We start from the raw sequence: 17160 nt of genomic DNA on the forward strand, positions 1-17160 counted from the left end.
GGTAAAAAAATGAGCCAAGAAAAAGCAAGCATTGTCATTATTGATGACCACCCACTTTTGCGTAAAGGAATACGTCAACTTATAGAGGATGAAGAAGATTTGATGCTGGTGGGTGAGGCAGGTTTCCCAGAAGAAGGCGTTAAAATGGCGCTGGAACTAGACCCAGACTTAATTCTTTTAGATTTAAATATGCCAGGTACTAATGGCATAGAAGTATTAAAACAACTGCGTGCCGAAGGTGTTGCTTCACGCATAGTAATGTTTACCGTGTCTGATCACGAAGAAGACGTAGTCGCTGCTTTGAAGTCGGGTGCGGATGGTTACCTGTTAAAAGATATGGAACCAGAAGAACTCTTGGAACAATTACGCCAAGCTGCGCTAGGTAAAATGGTGGTGAGTGAAAGGTTAACCGCGCTCTTAGCAGAAGCATTACGCAATCAGCGTTCACCTGCTTCTGGGCCAGATATTGCTAATTTAACAGCGCGTGAAATGCAAATTATGCGTTTAATTGCTGAAGGCTTGTCTAATAAAATGATTGCTCGGCGTTTAGATGTCACCGAAGGCACAGTAAAAGTGCATGTTAAAAACCTGCTTAAAAAAATGAAGCTGCGCTCTAGGGTTGAGGTGGCTGTTTGGGCGGTTCAAGAAGGGGTGACACGCCATCCAGCGTAAGCACTAGCCTAGAGTTAGGCAGAGAAAAATACCTACAAAAATCTAATGGTTAAGTTTTTTTAAAGAAAATTTAGGCGATAATTAAAAAAACATAATAAAAACAAAGGCTTGAGTTGTTTTTTTGACTATCACTTAATGAGTAGAGGTAAGTGAACTACCTATTTTGAGTAACTTATTTTTTAATAGCTAAGGCGTATCTTAAATTCAGTAAGTGGCAGCTTTGTATTCACTACGGAAAAGAGATACGACCATGGCTAAAACAAATCAAGACATACACGATTGGGATGTCGAAAATGAGACCTACTGGAAAGAGAAAGGTCAAAAAATCGCCAACCGCAACCTTTGGATATCCATTCCCAGCCTGCTGATAGGCTTTGCCGTTTGGTTAATGTGGGGAATGATTACCGCCCAAATGCAAAATTTGGGTTTTTCTTTTAGCGTTGAGCAGCTTTTTACGCTAACAGCTATTGCAGGGCTTTCAGGCGCAACTTTGCGTATTCCAGCCTCCTTTATGATAGGCATTGCCGGTGGGCGTAATACCATCTTCTTAACCACTGCCTTATTGATATTTCCTGCCTTAGGTACGGGTATTGCCCTAACTAATCCCGCTACGCCTTTAATTGTGTTTCAAGCTTTAGCGCTTTTATCTGGTATAGGTGGCGGTAACTTTGCTTGCTCCATGAGCAATATCAGTACCTTTTTCCCTAAAAGCAAACAGGGTTATGGTTTAGGTATGAATGCTGGTTTAGGTAACTTTGGCGTTACTACCATGCAAATACTTATTCCATTAGTTATGACCGTGGGTGTGTTTGGTTTCTTAGCTGGTGAGCCTTTAGCCTTACAAAAAGCCAGTGGTACTTTAATTGGCCGTATAGAAGCTGGTACAGATACTTGGATTCAAAATGCTGGGTTTGTGTGGCTGGTTTTCTTAGTGCCTTTAGCTTTTGCTGGTTGGTTGGGTATGAATAACTTGCGTGTTATTACACCTAATCCGGGTACACCTTTTGCCGCTTTTGGTAAGATTCTTGGCTTGTATCTAGTAGGTATAATCACTTCTATTGTGGGTGTGCTGGCCCTTAAATACATGAGCATGTGGTTGGCTTTACCTCTAACCATAGTGCTTACTGTGTTTCTATTAAAAATGATTCCTGGTGATATTAAGCCCAACATTAAAAAGCAATTTAGTATTTTCTCTAATAAGCACACCTGGTCCATGACGGTGCTTTACATACTTACCTTTGGCTCTTTCATTGGGTTTTCAGCAGCACTTCCCCTTTCTATCAGCGTTATTTTTGGCAACCTTATGCAGGTAGATGCCGAGGGCAACATGATGCGGGTTGTTAATACCAATGCACCTAGTGCGTTAACCTGGTCTTGGATAGGGCCTTTTGTTGGTGCACTTATTCGTCCTGTGGGTGGTTGGATTTCCGATAAGGTGGGTGGTGCAATTGTTACGCAAATCATTTCTGTAGTTATGGTTGTTGCTTCTGTTGCTACGGGTTATGTGATGATGCTGGCATATAACTCGAATGATCCTAATAGCTATTTTTATATCTTCTTACTGCTTTTTGTGGTGCTTTTTGCAGCCAGTGGTATAGGTAATGGTTCTACCTTCCGCAGCATTGGGGTAATTTTTAATCAACAACAAAAAGGCCCAGTATTAGGTTGGACTTCTGCCATAGCAGCCTACGGTGCTTTTATTGCCCCGATAGTTATGGGTGGTCAAATACGTGCGGGTACACCTGAAATGGCAATGTATGGCTTTGCTGTTTTTTATGCACTTTGTTTGGTCGTTAACTGGTGGTTTTACCTTCGCAGTAACGCCTACGTAAAGAACCCCTAAAGATCCATTCTGCCTCTGCAACGACAGGGGCAGTTAATGTTTGAGGATATCAAAATGAAAATACTGATTGCCTACGACGGATCAAGAAATGCCAAGCTGGCTTTAGCACAAACCTTGTCATTGTTTGGGGCATTAAATCCTACCCTGTTACTTATGGCTGTTGCTGAAAACCCACGGGCAGCATCCGATGCAAATGAAGACTTATTCCAACAGGAATATAACGAGTTAAAACAAGCTTTAGAAGAAGGCAAAGCTTTTATTGAAGAGCAAAAGCTTACTTGTGATATTTTGATTACTGAGGGTGATCCTAGAAAAATGTTGCTGCAAGCTTCTAAAAAATTAGTACCTAACCTCTTGGTTGTAGCTAGGCATAGTCATCAACCTGATGGTGGTTTTATTGCGCAATCCCTTAGTTATTTTGTAGATGAATTGGACTATATGACGCTAGGAAGTGTGACCTCTTTCCTTGCTCGTAGAGTGGAATGTCCTTTGCTAATTCTGCCTAGCCCATAAGAAAAGGAAGCATTGTTATGAAAGTTTCCGCAGTTTTTAAATTTCGTAGCCCTGAAATTCGTGCATTACACCTAACTTGGATTGCATTTTTTATAACCTTCTATGTTTGGTTCAATATGGCGCCTTTAGCTTCTAGCATGTTAAAAAGTGCTGATTGGCTAACGCGTGATGATTTACGCCTTTTTGCTATTTGTAACGTGGCATTGACCATACCAGCACGCATCATTGTTGGTATGGCGTTAGACCGCTTTGGCCCGCGCCGAGTGTTTTCTGTACTTATGGTCACCATGTCGATTCCCGCACTTACCTTTGCTTTTGGTTCAACCCTTACCCAGTTGTTGGTTTCACGCTTAGTTTTAAGTTCTATCGGTGCTAGTTTTGTGGTGGGTATTCACATGACCGCCCTTTGGTTTAAACCTAGAGATATAGGTTTTGCAGAAGGCTTTTATGCCGGCTGGGGTAACTTTGGTTCCGCTGCTGCGGCCATGTCTTTACCGACCATTGCTTTAACTATGTACGGTGGTGACGATGGCTGGCGCTGGGCGATAGGTCAGAGTGCCATTGTTATGGCTGCCTACGGTGTTTATTACTGGTTTGCTATTACTGATGGACCCGATGAAAAAGCCCACCGTAAACCTCGTAAAACCGCAGCCTTAGAAGTTAGCACTTGGGGCGATATGGTTAAGCTAATGCTTTGGACAATACCTTTAGTGGGTGTCTTGGCTATTTTGGTTTGGCGTATAGAAAACATGGGTTATATAACCGAAACAGGTGCTTGGATAGCCTATGCCGTTATTGCTTTGGTGGTTGTTTACCAGCTAGTACAAATACTGCGTGTTAACGTACCTATATTAAAGAAAGGTGTGCCAGAAGATGATCGCTATAGTTTTAATAGTGTGGCGGCACTTAACTCTACCTACTTTGCTAACTTTGGCGCAGAGCTTGCTGTTGTTTCTATGCTGCCGATGTTTTTTGAAGAAACTTGGGGGCTTAATGCAGCAACCGCCGGTTTAATTGCTGCTTCCTTTGCCTTTGTAAACCTAGTTGCTCGCCCTATGGGTGGCATGGTTTCAGACCGTATGGGTAATCGACGTTTTGTAATGCTGAGTTATATGTTTGGAATTTCAGCTGGCTTTGTCTTAATGGGTATGTTGAATTCTTCTTGGCCAATTATTATTGCTATAGCAGTGACTATCTTTACTTCAATATTTGTACAGGGTGCCGAGGGTGCAACCTTTGGTATTATTCCTTCCATTAAACGTAGGGTAACAGGGCAAATATCGGGTATGGCTGGGGCTTATGGTAATGTGGGTGCAGTGGTTTACTTAACACTTTTCACCTATGTAACGCCAAGCCAGTTCTTCTATATTATTGCTGGGGGTGCTTTTGTTAGCTGGCTCATTTGTCTGGTGTGGTTAAAAGAGCCAGAAGATGCCTTCGGAGATGAATATTATATTTCATCAGTGGATAGAATGATTGCCGAGCAAGAAGCCCAACAAGGTAAATAATAAGCCATAAAAAACCGCCAAGCACTTTTAAGCACTTGGCGGTTTTTTTATTGCTAGAAAAAAATTAACTGGGTCGAAAAGCCTTGATGACAGACTCGTCACACTCAAGGTAAGGGCCTTCCATAATGTCGATACAGCAAGGAATAGCAGGAAAAACAGCATCTAAGCACTGGCGGATAGCTTTAGGTTTACCAGGTAGGTTTAGAATAAGACTGCTACCTCTTAGCCCCGCAGTTTGACGCGATAAAATAGCTGTTGGTACATACTTTAAAGATTCAGCACGCATTAACTCACCAAAGCCGGGCATCATTCTGTCACTAACTGCTTCTGTTGCCTCAGGGGTAACGTCTCTTAGTGCAGGCCCCGTGCCACCCGTAGTAATAACCAAGCAGCAGCCTTGGTAGTCCACTAGGTCTTTTAAGGTGGATTCAATGATGTCCTTTTCATCGGGAATAATTCGGTAAACTGCTTCCCAAGGACTGGTTAAATAATCTTTTAAGGTGTTAATAATTGCTTGGCCAGATAGGTCTTCATAAGCACCTGAGCTGGCTCTATCGCTAACCGTTACAATTCCAATACGTGCAGATTCACTCATTAAGTATCCTCAATAAATCTCAATTAATTCACCGTCCCGACTGATCGCCAAAAACTGAGAAATTTTACCTAGGCGAATTTGCTCTACCATCATATTTAAAGGTTGAACACATTCATCACTATTTAGCGCTTGTCCAGCATGACCACTCATGGCAGAAATAAAAGCTACATCCCAAGAATGCCCTGTCGTTTCAGCTTCGGCAACAAGTGTAGCAAAACTAGCCGCTTCTTCGGGTGTTTTATCCACACATAAAATTGGATCGAGTGCACCACCTTCACCCTTTTCAAAAGCTGCTTTTTCTTCAGGGGTTGCATCGTCTGGTAATACGGCTTTAGCAAAAACAAATAGTAACCGCTGTGGGTTAGTTTCATTTTTTGCAGTAGTGATTAAATCAGCATAATTTTCAATAGACATGGGGGAACTCCACCCTAGAGGATAAAGTAATATCTTAACAACAGAGGGGGCTAAAGGTGTCAGCACAGAAGTGGCAGTAGAACTACCTACTTGGAGATAGGTAGTCGTCTAGACTAGGTTAGTGTAATGTATATAATCAGATGATAATATGTAAGAAATTGATATGAATAGAAGAGCCTCACTACTCAATGAACTCAAACAATAAAGACTTAAACACCAGTCATCAAGCAGTAACCACTATTTTAGATAGTCTTGATGCGCTCGTTTATGTAGCGGATATGGATACCCACGAACTCTTATTTATGAATGAGTATGGTCGTAAAAAATGGGGTAATCCGGCTGGACGCAAATGTTGGCAGGTATTACAAACCAAGCAGACTGGCCCATGCAGCTTTTGTACTAACCCTATATTGCTAGACAAACCAAGGCAAGCCAACGGGTGTACAAATAACGGAAATAAAAAATACGGCTAATAATCAGTGGTATCAATGCCGAGATCAAGCTGTACCTTGGTTAGATGGGCGGTTAGTACGTATAGAAGTGGCAACCAACATAACAGATCGGAAGCTAATGGAAGAAGAGCTTCAGCATGCCCGTTTAAAGGCAGAGCAACTGGCAGATACCGATGCCCTGACAGGTTTAAATAACCGCCGTGCTTTTTTTAATTTAGGTAAACAACTGCTGCATCAAGCTGAGCGTAACCTTACGCCAGTTGCTTTAATTATGTTTGATTTAGACTACTTCAAACAAATTAATGACCGTTATGGTCATGCATTAGGTGATGAAACCCTAGTTTCTATTGCAAGAGTTACTGAAGGACAAATACGCTCATCCGATGTTTTGGCGCGTTTGGGTGGTGAAGAGTTTGCCATACTTATGCCGCAAGCAACCCTAGAGCAAGCCTTAACCTTGGCTGAGCGATTAAGCCAAGCCTTTTTTAAAAATAAAATTGTTCACAGCAAAGGGCAGATTACTTGTACTGCTAGTTTTGGAGTGAGCGCACTAGAAGTTGTTGCCACTAAAACATTAGATTCACTTATTGCTGAGGCAGATAAAGCTCTTTATGTGGCAAAAAATAATGGCAGGAATCAGATAAGGGCCGCCAACTAGTCTTATTGAGTAAGAGGCGAATATTAGCCCGCCTCTTACTCTGCCACTTAGGCAAAAAAACTAGGAAGCCAGATTTACACTATTCCCTTATTCTGCTTTTTGGCTTCTCTAGCATCACGCACTACTGAGCGTAAGATATATAAAAGAACGCCTAGACTTAGTGCAGGCCACATTAAAATATATAAAGAATAAAGGGCGGTTTTAGTATTCATAAAAAACTCCTAATGAAATGGTTTTATGCAGATGGATCGTAGCTTTGTACTTCTTCATTAATTGTGCCGAAATCAAACCTAGGTGCTTTACTCATTAAACTCATAACCGTACACACCAGCGTACTTACCCCAAAAGCAGTAAGAGAAGCTAATAAAACTGTGTAATCACGCATAAAGCCAAGGTTAAAGTAAAGCGCTGCAATACCCGCTAAAACGCCAAACACTGCACCTAAACGAACGCCCAAGAAAGCAAAGGCCATTAAGCCAATAACCACCGCAGCGCCCACCGCACTAAACGCTTCAAAAACATAAGCAATTAAGCCAACCATAGGTAGTAGCTCAAAGCGCACTAAGCAGAATAAAAGCATGGCAACGGTAACCGACCAGGTAAAGGCAGCATTGGTAACCTTATCCCAAAACACACTGGCAATTACTGGGAAAACAATCGCGCCCCATAAGGCACCCACAAACACCAGCATTACTAAAATATCTAAAGAGAAGCTGGCAAAAACTATACCTATGGCAGTAGCAGCTACCATAGTGATACGGCCAATAAATAACATGCGCGTTGGGTCAGGCTTGTCTTTAGCAATATTTTTACCATACACATCTGCCATCATTATGGCTGAAAGTGCACACAAGTCTGAGTCAGCAGTCGAAGACAGCGAACTAATAACCAGCAAGAAAAACAGCGCAACCATAATAGGTGACAAATAAGTAGAAACCACCTGAGGTATTAGGTTGTTGGTATCACCATTCATTGGTTCAATACCGGCAGTAAGCGCCAATAAACCAATCATACCCAAACCAATAACAATAGCGCCGTAACCTAAAGTGGCAGTAATAAAAGTTGATTTAATGTGCTTCTCATCTACTGCAAATAAGCGTTGTGAGATAGTTTGGTTGCCCACTGCATAAGCGAGAACAGCAAAGAAGAAGGGCGCACCCTGTTCTAAAAAGGCTGTTTTAGAAAAGAAGCTTTGCTGCTCTAAAGTTAAGCTACTTAAACCGGTGACAAAAGCACTAGGGCCACCCATAGCAAACAAAATGGCAGGAATAATCACCACCGCAATGGCCATTAAAGCAACCAGTTGAATAAAGTCAGTAAAGACTGCTGCTCTAAAACCAGACCAGAAGGTGTAAGCCAGTACACCCACGCCAGCAATAATTACACCTGCCTGAAAAGACAAAGGTGATAAGACCGCAACCAAAGCACCAGCAGCAGTAAAGTTAACCATTAAACTAATGGTGCTACCTAAGACGTTAGACACAGCTAAAATTAATTGACTAGAGGAACCGTGCCTAGCATGAATAAGCTCACCTAAAGTATGGGCTTTAGGGGCAAGCTTTCTAAAGCGCTGGCCAAAGGGGTAGATAAACAAAATCATCAACGCACCCCAAAGACCGTAATGTAAGGGACCAGAAACACCATAGGTATAGCCAGAAGTAGCTGCAGCATAAAAAGATGCAGCCCAAATCCAAGTGGCAGTCATACTAGAAGAAGCTAAGCCTATACCTATGCGCTGGTTAGCAACCATATAGGCATCAGCATTTTCATTTTTTTTACGAATCATTAAAGTTAATAAATATGTACCGCCATAAAAAGCTGCAAGCATTAGCAATACAGTGGCGGTAGAGAATTGATAAAAATCTAATTCCATCGTTTTAGTCTCTTAATGTAAAAAATAAGCACAAAAAACCAGCCCTCTCTAAAACAGGGTGGCGGCATTAAATACGAGAAAATTAAAGGATGGTATTTAAGTAGGAAGCGAGATGTTTTGAATGCAGAGTAAAGGCTTGCTAAAGATTGGTTGGTGGAAGCTAAGTGCTACCGTGACCATGAATAATGACCTCCAAAATAAATGAATTACTTGTTTGCTTAACAGTAACCTACTGACTAGAAAGGCTTTTTATTCGCAGTAGGCTTAGCATTCTACCCGAAAAAGCCTTGAACAGCCAATTCACGCCTAAAGCTGTAAAGTGCAAACCTTATTTTTGGCCTTGGTTTACCCTTAAATAAGTGATTTATACTCGCCAAAAGTAAGGTTATATTGTGTTAAGTTATAGATTGTAAGGATCTCAGAGGCCAACTTATGGAAAGCTACATTAGACTAGCAGAAGACCCAGCCAGAGGTGGCTATTGGCTTAGCCCAAGTTTATTTTGGGTTGGCTTGCTACTAGTTTTAACTTTGCTCGCCACGCTTATTTATTTTACTAGCTACTACCGTAGTAGGCTTAAAAAGCAAAATATGCAGTTAGAAAGCTTGCGTGAGGACTCGGACTCTTTTCGTTATTTGGTTGAAACAGCACACGAAGGGATTGCGGTTGTACAAGATAAAAGATTGGTGTATGCCAACCCAAGAATGAGTGAAATGAGTGGTTATACCAGAACAGAACTTAAGGCACTAGACTCCTTTTTACCACTTATTCACCCCTCGGCACGAGAGGCAATGCTAGCTAATTATCAAAAACGTTTAGCAGGAAAAAAAGCTCCACAGCGTTATGAAAGTTTATTTTTACGCAAAAATGGTAATAGCTACCCTATTGAAATAAGTGGAGTGGCGATTGTTTGGCAAGGAAAGCCAGCAACGCTAAATATGCTTACCGATATTTCTTACCGTAAAGCAGTAGAAGAAAAAATGCAGTACCTAGCACTCCATGATTCTTTAACAGGCTTACCCAACCGAGTCATGCTTAACGACCGATTAGAGCAGGCAATAACACGAGCAAAGCGCAACAATACCCAGCTAGCAGTAGTCTTTGTTGATCTTAACGGTTTTAAACAAGTGAATGATACCTATGGTCACGAGTTAGGTGACTTGCTGCTTCAACAAGTAACCCAGCGCCTTAAAGCCTTGCTTAGAGAATCCGATACCTTGGCACGTCTAGGTGGAGATGAGTTTATTGTGCTTCTAACAGACATTAAAGACAGTCAAGGCGTAGAGAAAAGCATGAATCGTATTAACGCCACCATGGCAGAGCCTTTTCAAATTGAAGGCCATGAAATACATAGTTATGTAAGTCAAGGCTCAGCTATTTTTCCTGAACATGGAGTAACAGCAAAAGAGCTATTAAGCCTAGCGGATAAAAATATGTACGCTAATAAACGAGATTATTACCAGCACCATTAGATTAACAGCCTTTTAAGACTGTTTAGTGGTTTTTGGGGAGACTGTGTTTAGAGAGGTGATGGCGCGCTAGGCGGGAGTCGAACCCACGACCTTCGCCTTCGGAGGGCGACACTCTATCCAACTGAGCTACTAGCGCACTTCTTGTAAAGGGTGTTTACAAGGTCAGGAATTGTAGGGGGCTAGTGGTTATTTGTCCAGCACAGCCGCTTGTTGTTGAATAAACCTTTCTATTTGTGCGCGGCTTAATTCACCAAAGTGTCTGTCCACTTGTTCGCCTTTGGCATTATAAAATACCGTAGCGGGCAAACCGGGTGCTCTAAAAATTCTGCCTGCCTTTTGGTGAATATCAATCAGCACTGCACTAAAGCTTAAATTCTGGCTGCGTAAAAACTGATCTACGGCTACTGGGCTTTCGCCTTGGTTTATCATTATTAGCTGTACTCGGTCGTCATCTTCAAAGCTTTCTAACATGGGCATTTCGCGGCGGCAGGGTGGGCACCAAGTGGCCCACATATTAACCACCAGTGGCTTGCCTTGAAATTCAGTGAGTAATACTTCTTCACCTGCAAGGTTAGTAAAAGCCTGGGAGGGTAAGGCTTCGCTAGTGAATTGGTTGCCGGGTGTTAGCAGCAGTAGGGCTAGACCAACAAGGCTAGCAATACCTAAGTTAATACCCCCCCTAATGACTAGTTGTGGTTTGTTATAAAGATAAAGACCCGTAAAAATTGTTGCTGATAAAACGGCACCCCAAACACTAAAGCCAGGTTGCCAAAAATACAGCAAAGTCCAAGGTTCTTTTAAATAAGCCGAAGGGGTACCAGCGGCATAAACCAGCCTAGAGCCTAGTGTTGCTGCTAGGGCGGTTAGCCAGCCCCAGCGAGCAAGGCCAGGATAACGCTTATTAAGGAGTTCACTGCTCACTAACAAAATAATCAATGCCACTAGACCAGGTAAGCGGCTGAGTGGCAGAACTAAAGGGCCTAAAGTGATAGCTTCCATTTTTTATCTTAGCGAAAACGCATTAAAGTGGGTTCAGTGTGTTTTTGTGCGGGCAAGCCTGTCACGCTAGGTAGCTTGGGTAGGCGCAACATGCCTGAATGGGTTTGCATTTCACCTTCTTCATTTAGCCAAACCCAACCCGGTGTACCATTAAGCCCTAAAGATTGCATTAGGTTCATATTGGTTTGTAGTTGGTCTTTATTTGCAGTGCTTGGTGGTTTACTAAATTCAGAGGTATTGGTTCCAAAGGCTTGCATACTTGCTTTTAGAAGTGCTGCCTGCTCACTTTTGGGTGTGCTTAGCAAAGCCGCAGCCTTGTCACGACTATCAGGTTTTAGGTAGGCAACCGGAATCCAACGTACTTCTAGCCCTGCTTCGCGGTAGGGTTGTAAGGCTATCCAGGCTAGGTGACAAAAAGGGCAGTTAGCATCGTAAAACATATAAAGTGTCGACCTAGTTAGGTTTTTTTCTGGTGCTTCTTGATCAACTGCAAGGCTGGCTTCTGTAATAAAGTGGCTGGTGGCTAGATCATCCCAGCTAGGGCGTGGAATCCAGTTTTTTTGATGGTTTTCAGTTAAGTCATTACCCTGTGCATCTAGCAACACGCCATTAATTAAAAACTCACCGTCATTAGTGGTATAAACAACCATATCGCTACCTTCGTAGTTAACAACCCAACCAGTGAGGGATGCACCTACCGGAAATGTGCGTACAATATCGAGTCCTTTATTTTTAAGGTGTTGAATAGGTTCAGGTAAAGCGCTTGGATCAAGTTCAGGTAAAAATTCTGCTTCAGCTATTTCAGTTGTTTCGCTTGGCTCTGTTAGCTGGTCTTGCGCCCAAGCTTGGCTGGTAAAACTTAGGAGTAGGCTAAGGGTAAGTGCAGAAAAAAATAAAGATAGGTAGCGCGTCATAACGGTGAAAACCTCTGCTGAGCCAGTGCTAGGTAAAATTAAGCAACAAGGTTAGCTAGTTTGCTAGCTAGTGTCATCTTTTAGGCTAGGTATTAATACATGTTAAATAATCGACTGCGTTTATGGGCAATAGTTTCGCAAGCCTTGGGGTTAGTGACCATCTTTTTATTAGAAACGCTACTGGGTCGTGGTCAGGCGGGTAGCTATCAGCTAGTTGTGTTGTTGTTAATGCTAGTGGCTGCGCTGGTGATAGCTGTGTTAAGACGTTATCACCAGCGCAAGGCTAGGCGTTTAGAAGAACAGCGCTTTGCTGAATTGCGTGAAGATGAAGCAGACGATTAAATTTTTAAGTGCTTCATTAGGCTTTGTAGGTGAAAAAGTAGTTTAAAATCACCCTCTACTTTCACTTCGCCTTCTTGAATAGCCCGCATAAAAGCATTTTTATCTTTATTGGTTAGAGTTGCCCAAGCTTGAGCTGGTGTGCCAAAGGCTAGTGTCATATCGAGTGCTTCTGTGCTGGTTTTAGCCGTTTTTATACCGCTAGATTGCAAGAAGAAACAACGTTCTATTTTGTTGTCTGCTGTTTTTATAGCAAAGTTTAAAGGTTGTTTTTCTAATTTTTGACGAAACTTTTCATCGCTACGCCAAGTGCGTTTCAGTAAAAAGCCTAGCATCCAAAGTAAAAATCTTAGTTTTAGCATTATTATTGGTGTCCCCAAGTAGAGCAAAGAAGCCAAAGAATAAAACAAGTGTTTTAAAAAGTCAGCTAATTAAAGAGGGCAAGGGCAGAGTTGGTTGAGTTGCAGGCATAAAGCTATCCTTGTGTTAGAATTCGCAGCCATTATAGACCGAAAAGTGCCTGCTTTTTTTATGTCCTTTATAAATATACAGCAACAGCCACCAAAAACAGCCTTAATAAACTGGCTACCTAGTGCTCATTTAACGGGCGCTCCGGCTGGTGCTTGGCGTAGCTGGCTACAAGAAAAAGGTTCGCTTACCCTAAGATTAAAAAGCCATGCCAAGCAAGACTTTAAGGTTAGAGTGTTAAGTGAAGAGGTCACTAGTGCCCATGTTAATGAGCAGCTACTACTGGGTTCTTTAAAACCAAGAGCTTGGGTGCGACAGGTGTTACTAGAAGTCGATGGTGAGCCTTGGGTATTTGCTCGATCTGTTCTACCTTTAGATGCACGGGGTATTTTGCGCCGTCGTCTTACTCAGGTTGGTAACAATGCTTTGGGGCATGTGCTATTTAGTGACCCTTTGATTAAACGTGGGTCTTTTGTGTTTTGTGCGCCTAATCAGCTTTCCACACCTAGCTTATGGGGGCGTGCTTCTTGTTTTTATGGTCAAAACTTACGTTTACTAGTGGCAGAGCACTTCCTTCACCCTATGGCTAAACAGTTAGCTTTATCTGGAGTACCAAAAGAATGAACCCTTGGTACCAACGCCTACCCGATTTTGTAGACTTAACACGTTTAAATCGCCCTATAGGCACTTACCTAGTGCTTTGGCCAACGCTTTGGGCTTTGTGGTTTGCAGCCGGTGGTGTACCAGATATTAAGGTGTTGTTTATTTTTGTGGCAGGCGTGGTGTTAATGCGTTCTGCCGGTTGTGTGATTAATGATTTTGCCGACCGCAAGGTTGATGGGCATGTTAGGCGCACTTGTAATAGGCCTTTAGCAACAGGCAGGGTAACCGCTAAAGAAGCGCTGGTACTTTTTGCTGTTTTAATTTTAATTGCGTTTATTTTAACGCTTTTTACTAACCTGCTTACTTTACTACTGGCGCCGATTGCTTTGTTGTTAGCAGCTAGTTATCCCTTTATGAAGCGCTACACCCACTTTCCGCAGGTTGTTTTAGGGGCTGCTTTTTCTTGGGCGATTCCTATGGCTTTTGCGGCACAAAGTAATGCTCTGCCTGCTGCACTTTGGTTGATTTTCTTTGCTAATTTATTTTGGACAGTAGGCTATGACACTGCCTATGCCATGGAAGATAGAGAAGATGATCTTAAAATAGGGGTTAAATCAACAGCAGTATTTTTTGGTGATTACGACCGCTTAGCGATAGGTGTTCTGCAGTTAATCACCTTGGTGTTATTAGGCTTGGCTGGCATGGCTTTTGAGCGAGGTGCTATTTTCTATTTTGGTTTAGTGGGTATGCTAGGCTTTTTTGTTTGGCAACAGTGGTTAATTCGTGATCGTCAGCGCGGGCCCTGTTTAAGGGCATTTTTAAATAACCATTATGCAGGTATGTGGCTGTTTGTTATGTTGGCAGCCGATTACTGGTTTTAGCTTTTGGTGTCATCATTTTGTCATGCAGCTGTAATAGGCTAGAAAAAAATGAAATTATTCTAGAGAGTGAAGGATGATGACGCGTAAAACAATATTGATTGTTGATGATGAAGCCGCTATCCGAGAAATGTTGGTGATGGCTTTGGAAATGGCTGATTACCAGTGTTTAGAGGCGGGTGATGCACAAACAGCGCATGCCCTAGTGGTTGATTGTAACCCCGACTTAATTCTTCTTGATTGGATGATGCCAGGAACTAGTGGCATAGAGCTAGCACGTCGTTTAAAACGTGATGCAGCAACGGCTGAAATTCCAATTATTATGCTAACAGCACGAAGTGAAGAAGATAATAAAATTCAGGGGTTAGAAGCTGGCGCAGACGATTACATGACCAAGCCTTTTTCTACCCGCGAGCTAGTTGCCCGTTTAAAAGCTGTGTTAAGAAGAACAACACCACTAGGTATGGAAGCAGCCGTAGAAGTAGAAGGCCTGCGTTTAGACCCTGTTAGTCATCGAGTCACTTCTTTTGATGAGCCTTTAGACGTTGGGCCAACCGAGTTTCGTCTATTGCAGTTTTTTATGTCCCACCAAGAACGAGCCTTTACTCGTAACCAATTATTAGATCAGGTTTGGGGTGGTGGTGTGTATGTTGAAGACCGCACCGTTGATGTTCATATTCGCCGTTTGCGTAAAGCCTTAGGCCCTAAACATGAAGGCTTAATTCAAACAGTACGCGGAACAGGCTATCGTTTTTCTACCCATGACTAGTTTATTTCGTAAAGAAATAGGTACGCTGGTATTTTATCTATTAGCAGGTTTTTTAGCTGGCTGGCTTTTTAGCCATGCAGCTTTTGGCTTATTTTTAGGTGCACTTCTATTTATAGTTAAATACCTTTGGCAGCTAGGGCGACTAACCCAGTGGCTAAACCAGCCTGAAAAAGAGCCACCTGAGGCTAAGGGTATTTGGGGTGAGGTTTTTGATGGTATTTACCATTATCAACGTCGCCAAAAGTCTAGTCAGTTGCACTTAAAGCAAATACTCAACCGTATTCAAGATTCTAGCCAAGCGTTAAGAGATGGCGTAGTCATGATTGATGGCAAGGGTAATCTTGAATGGTGGAATACTGCAGCAGAAGCCTTGCTTGGTTTGCGCTCACCTAGTGATTTGGGTTACCCCATTACCCATTTATTACGTGAACCCAGTTTTGTGGAATATTATGAATCCCAGTCTTATCAAGACCCTTTAATGCTTGCCTCACCTTTGAATGAAGACCGCAGCCTTGAATTTCAAGTCACTTTATTTGGCGGTAATGAACGCTTAATACTGGTGCGTGATGTAACTAAAATGCAGCGTTTAGAAGTAATGCGACAAGATTTTATTGCTAATGTCTCGCATGAACTACGTACCCCTTTAACGGTTTTATCGGGTTATTTAGAAACCTTTAGTGACCATGCTGAAAACCTGCCAACTAAGTGGCAAAGGGGTTTAACCCTGATGCGACAGCAGTCTGTACGTATGCAGCAGTTGGTGGAAGATTTGTTGACCCTTTCTAGCTTAGAGACAAGCAGTTTTGAGGCTGCAATAGAGCCAATTGCTGTGCCTGAGTTAATCAAGGCTATAAAAACTGATGCCTTGGCTTTATCTGATGGAAAGCATTCACTGGTATTAGAAATAGATGCTGACTTGGGTGTTTATGGTTCTGAAAAAGAACTGCGCAGTGCTTTTTCTAACCTAGTGTTTAATGCAGTGAAATATACGCCTGCTGGCACAGAAATAGCACTAAGCTGGTATCAAAATGCAGAAGGTGCTTACTTTGAGGTGAAAGATAAAGGGCAGGGAATTGATCCTGCTTGCTTGCCCCATTTAACTGAGCGGTTTTATCGTATTGATAAAGGGCGTTCGAGCAGCACAGGTGGAACTGGCTTGGGGTTAGCCATAGTTAAGCATGTTATGTTGCGTCATCAAGGGCAGTTAGAAATGACCAGCAAGCAGGGAGTGGGCAGTTGTTTTACTTGCTACTTTCCTTTAGCTAAAACAGCCTTGCTAACCCATCAGGGATAGAATTTTTGTGAACCTAGCGGCAGTCTCTGCATCCTGAGGAAGAAATTGTACACGCAGGTTGAATTTGTCTGTATGCTGGCTGCGTTCTGCTAACTGTAGGCTAGACACATAGGCTTTTACAGTTACTTTAATCGCCTTGTCTTCACTACCAAAAACAAGCCCAAGCGTAACTTCTTCTGCCAAGGCTGGCTTGCCTTCACTTAGTTTGCCTAATAGCTGTGCTTCTAGTTTATTAATATCACGAATTATCACTGTCATGCGCTGCTCGCCAACAAGTAGCAGTGCTTTTCCTTTAGGCCCTTTTCGTGCAGTTGCTGGTTTTTTAGCCTGTGTTGTTAAAACATTACCACCGGCTAGTAGCTCTGCGCCACCCGCTGATGAGATGCGCTCTTTACGCCCCATATTCATGGCTTCTTCACGGGTAATTCGCCCTGATTTAATTAGCTGCTTCATTACTTTGCTAATTAACTGTTCAGCAGAGAAGGGTTTAGTAACGTAATCACTAACACCGGCTTTAAGCGCTTCTACCACGTGTTCTTTTTGGTCTAGGCTGGTGACTAGAATAAAAGGTTGCTCTTGCATGTTTTCTTGAGCTCGCACCCATTCTAGTAGTTCTATGCCACTCATTTCTGGCATTTCCCAGTCACACAAGATCATATCGAAACTGTTGCGCTGAAGAATAGCCTGAGCTTTGCGACCGTCGGAGGCTTCCATCAGTTCTATTTCTGGGTATTCAGTACGCAAAGTTTTTTGTACTAAGTCGCGTATAAACTTAGCATCATCAACAACTAGAAGTCTTAGTTTGGCCATAGTTATTTTTTCAACATGATTAGGTGTTAAGGACCCTTTGATTCTAACCTTAATTTTGGACTCATGTCAGTAACATAAAAGGGTCATA

20 protein-coding genes and 1 tRNA gene are annotated in these 17160 nt (G+C 42.4%); 12 read left to right on the forward strand and 9 right to left on the reverse strand.

Annotated elements, in window-relative coordinates; all coding sequences use genetic code 11:
- Positions 1 to 9: 9 nt before the first annotated feature.
- From narL to H571_RS0109280, 4 genes are all read left to right on the forward strand, one after another.
- A complete protein-coding gene (gene narL / locus H571_RS0109265) occupies positions 10 to 672 on the forward strand; it encodes a two-component system response regulator NarL (RefSeq protein WP_027849057.1) in 663 nt (220 codons plus the stop codon).
- A gap of 250 nt (positions 673 to 922) precedes the next feature.
- Entirely contained in the window at positions 923 to 2515 is a 1593-nt protein-coding gene (locus H571_RS0109270) for an MFS transporter (protein WP_027849058.1), read from the forward strand.
- 36 nt (positions 2516 to 2551) lie between these two features.
- Complete coding sequence (locus H571_RS0109275) at positions 2552 to 3028, forward strand: universal stress protein (RefSeq protein ID WP_245562339.1); 477 nt, start codon at positions 2552 to 2554, stop codon at positions 3026 to 3028.
- Between the two features lie 17 nt (positions 3029 to 3045).
- Positions 3046 to 4536, forward strand: a complete 1491-nt coding sequence (locus H571_RS0109280) for an MFS transporter (RefSeq protein WP_027849060.1) — start codon at positions 3046 to 3048, stop codon at positions 4534 to 4536.
- 64 nt (positions 4537 to 4600) lie between these two features.
- Here the strand turns inward: H571_RS0109280 and mog are convergent, their stop codons facing one another.
- Positions 4601 to 5131, reverse strand: coding sequence for a molybdopterin adenylyltransferase (gene mog, locus H571_RS0109285; protein ID WP_027849061.1), 531 nt, complete (start codon positions 5129 to 5131; stop codon positions 4601 to 4603).
- 9 nt (positions 5132 to 5140) lie between these two features.
- Entirely contained in the window at positions 5141 to 5545 is a 405-nt protein-coding gene (locus tag H571_RS0109290) for a hypothetical protein (protein ID WP_027849062.1), read from the reverse strand.
- A 188-nt stretch (positions 5546 to 5733) separates the two neighbouring features.
- Here H571_RS0109290 and H571_RS16030 point away from each other — a divergent pair, with 188 nt between their 5' ends.
- Positions 5734 to 6018 carry a hypothetical protein gene (locus tag H571_RS16030; protein WP_211219785.1) on the forward strand — a complete coding sequence of 95 codons (285 nt, stop codon included), beginning with the start codon at positions 5734 to 5736 and terminating at the stop codon, positions 6016 to 6018.
- Positions 6019 to 6115: 97 nt separating this feature from the next.
- Positions 6116 to 6655 carry a GGDEF domain-containing protein gene (locus H571_RS16035; RefSeq protein WP_211219786.1) on the forward strand — a complete coding sequence of 180 codons (540 nt, stop codon included), beginning with the start codon at positions 6116 to 6118 and terminating at the stop codon, positions 6653 to 6655.
- A 74-nt stretch (positions 6656 to 6729) separates the two neighbouring features.
- On the opposite strand, the gene H571_RS15955 is transcribed toward H571_RS16035, so the two are convergent.
- Both H571_RS15955 and H571_RS0109305 read right to left on the reverse strand, forming a co-directional pair.
- The gene (locus H571_RS15955) at positions 6730 to 6867 is read right to left on the reverse strand and encodes a putative transporter small subunit (protein ID WP_169445772.1); all 138 of its coding nucleotides are present in this window, start codon (positions 6865 to 6867) and stop codon (positions 6730 to 6732) included.
- Between the two features lie 23 nt (positions 6868 to 6890).
- The gene (locus tag H571_RS0109305; protein ID WP_027849063.1) at positions 6891 to 8528 is read right to left on the reverse strand and encodes a sodium:solute symporter family protein; all 1638 of its coding nucleotides are present in this window, start codon (positions 8526 to 8528) and stop codon (positions 6891 to 6893) included.
- A 432-nt stretch (positions 8529 to 8960) separates the two neighbouring features.
- On the opposite strand from H571_RS0109305, the gene H571_RS14820 reads away from it, so the two are divergent.
- Positions 8961 to 9998, forward strand: coding sequence for a sensor domain-containing diguanylate cyclase (locus H571_RS14820; RefSeq protein ID WP_036218037.1), 1038 nt, complete (start codon positions 8961 to 8963; stop codon positions 9996 to 9998).
- Between the two features lie 59 nt (positions 9999 to 10057).
- Here H571_RS14820 and H571_RS0109315 read toward each other — a convergent pair.
- From H571_RS0109315 to dsbG, 3 genes are all read right to left on the reverse strand, one after another.
- Positions 10058 to 10134, reverse strand: a tRNA-Arg gene (locus H571_RS0109315).
- A gap of 50 nt (positions 10135 to 10184) precedes the next feature.
- The gene (locus H571_RS0109320) at positions 10185 to 10997 is read right to left on the reverse strand and encodes a TlpA disulfide reductase family protein (RefSeq protein ID WP_027849064.1); all 813 of its coding nucleotides are present in this window, start codon (positions 10995 to 10997) and stop codon (positions 10185 to 10187) included.
- A gap of 8 nt (positions 10998 to 11005) precedes the next feature.
- Entirely contained in the window at positions 11006 to 11911 is a 906-nt protein-coding gene (dsbG, locus tag H571_RS0109325) for a thiol:disulfide interchange protein DsbG (protein WP_027849065.1), read from the reverse strand.
- A 99-nt stretch (positions 11912 to 12010) separates the two neighbouring features.
- Here dsbG and H571_RS0109330 point away from each other — a divergent pair, with 99 nt between their 5' ends.
- Complete coding sequence (locus H571_RS0109330) at positions 12011 to 12253, forward strand: hypothetical protein (RefSeq protein ID WP_027849066.1); 243 nt, start codon at positions 12011 to 12013, stop codon at positions 12251 to 12253.
- On the opposite strand, the gene H571_RS0109335 is transcribed toward H571_RS0109330, so the two are convergent.
- Entirely contained in the window at positions 12250 to 12612 is a 363-nt protein-coding gene (locus tag H571_RS0109335) for an SCP2 sterol-binding domain-containing protein (protein WP_027849067.1), read from the reverse strand. The two genes, H571_RS0109330 and H571_RS0109335, sit on opposite strands and share 4 nt — an antisense overlap.
- 169 nt (positions 12613 to 12781) lie before the next feature.
- On the opposite strand from H571_RS0109335, the gene H571_RS14825 reads away from it, so the two are divergent.
- The 4 genes from H571_RS14825 (at position 12782) to phoR (ending at position 16262) form a co-directional block, all read left to right on the forward strand.
- Entirely contained in the window at positions 12782 to 13342 is a 561-nt protein-coding gene (locus tag H571_RS14825; RefSeq protein ID WP_156887862.1) for a chorismate--pyruvate lyase family protein, read from the forward strand.
- Positions 13339 to 14202, forward strand: coding sequence for a 4-hydroxybenzoate octaprenyltransferase (gene ubiA / locus H571_RS0109345; protein ID WP_027849068.1), 864 nt, complete (start codon positions 13339 to 13341; stop codon positions 14200 to 14202). The genes H571_RS14825 and ubiA overlap by 4 nt, the downstream gene beginning before the upstream one ends.
- A 76-nt stretch (positions 14203 to 14278) precedes the next feature.
- The gene (gene phoB, locus H571_RS0109350) at positions 14279 to 14968 is read left to right on the forward strand and encodes a phosphate regulon transcriptional regulator PhoB (protein ID WP_027849069.1); all 690 of its coding nucleotides are present in this window, start codon (positions 14279 to 14281) and stop codon (positions 14966 to 14968) included.
- Complete coding sequence (phoR, locus tag H571_RS0109355) at positions 14961 to 16262, forward strand: phosphate regulon sensor histidine kinase PhoR (protein ID WP_027849070.1); 1302 nt, start codon at positions 14961 to 14963, stop codon at positions 16260 to 16262. The genes phoB and phoR overlap by 8 nt, the downstream gene beginning before the upstream one ends.
- Here phoR and H571_RS14830 read toward each other — a convergent pair.
- A complete protein-coding gene (locus tag H571_RS14830) occupies positions 16245 to 17072 on the reverse strand; it encodes a response regulator (protein WP_051168264.1) in 828 nt (275 codons plus the stop codon). The two genes, phoR and H571_RS14830, sit on opposite strands and share 18 nt — an antisense overlap.
- Positions 17073 to 17160: the final 88 nt, after the last annotated feature.

Source organism: Marinospirillum minutulum DSM 6287 (assembly GCF_000422325.1).
GTDB classification, from domain to species: Bacteria; Pseudomonadota; Gammaproteobacteria; order Pseudomonadales; family Halomonadaceae; genus Marinospirillum; species Marinospirillum minutulum.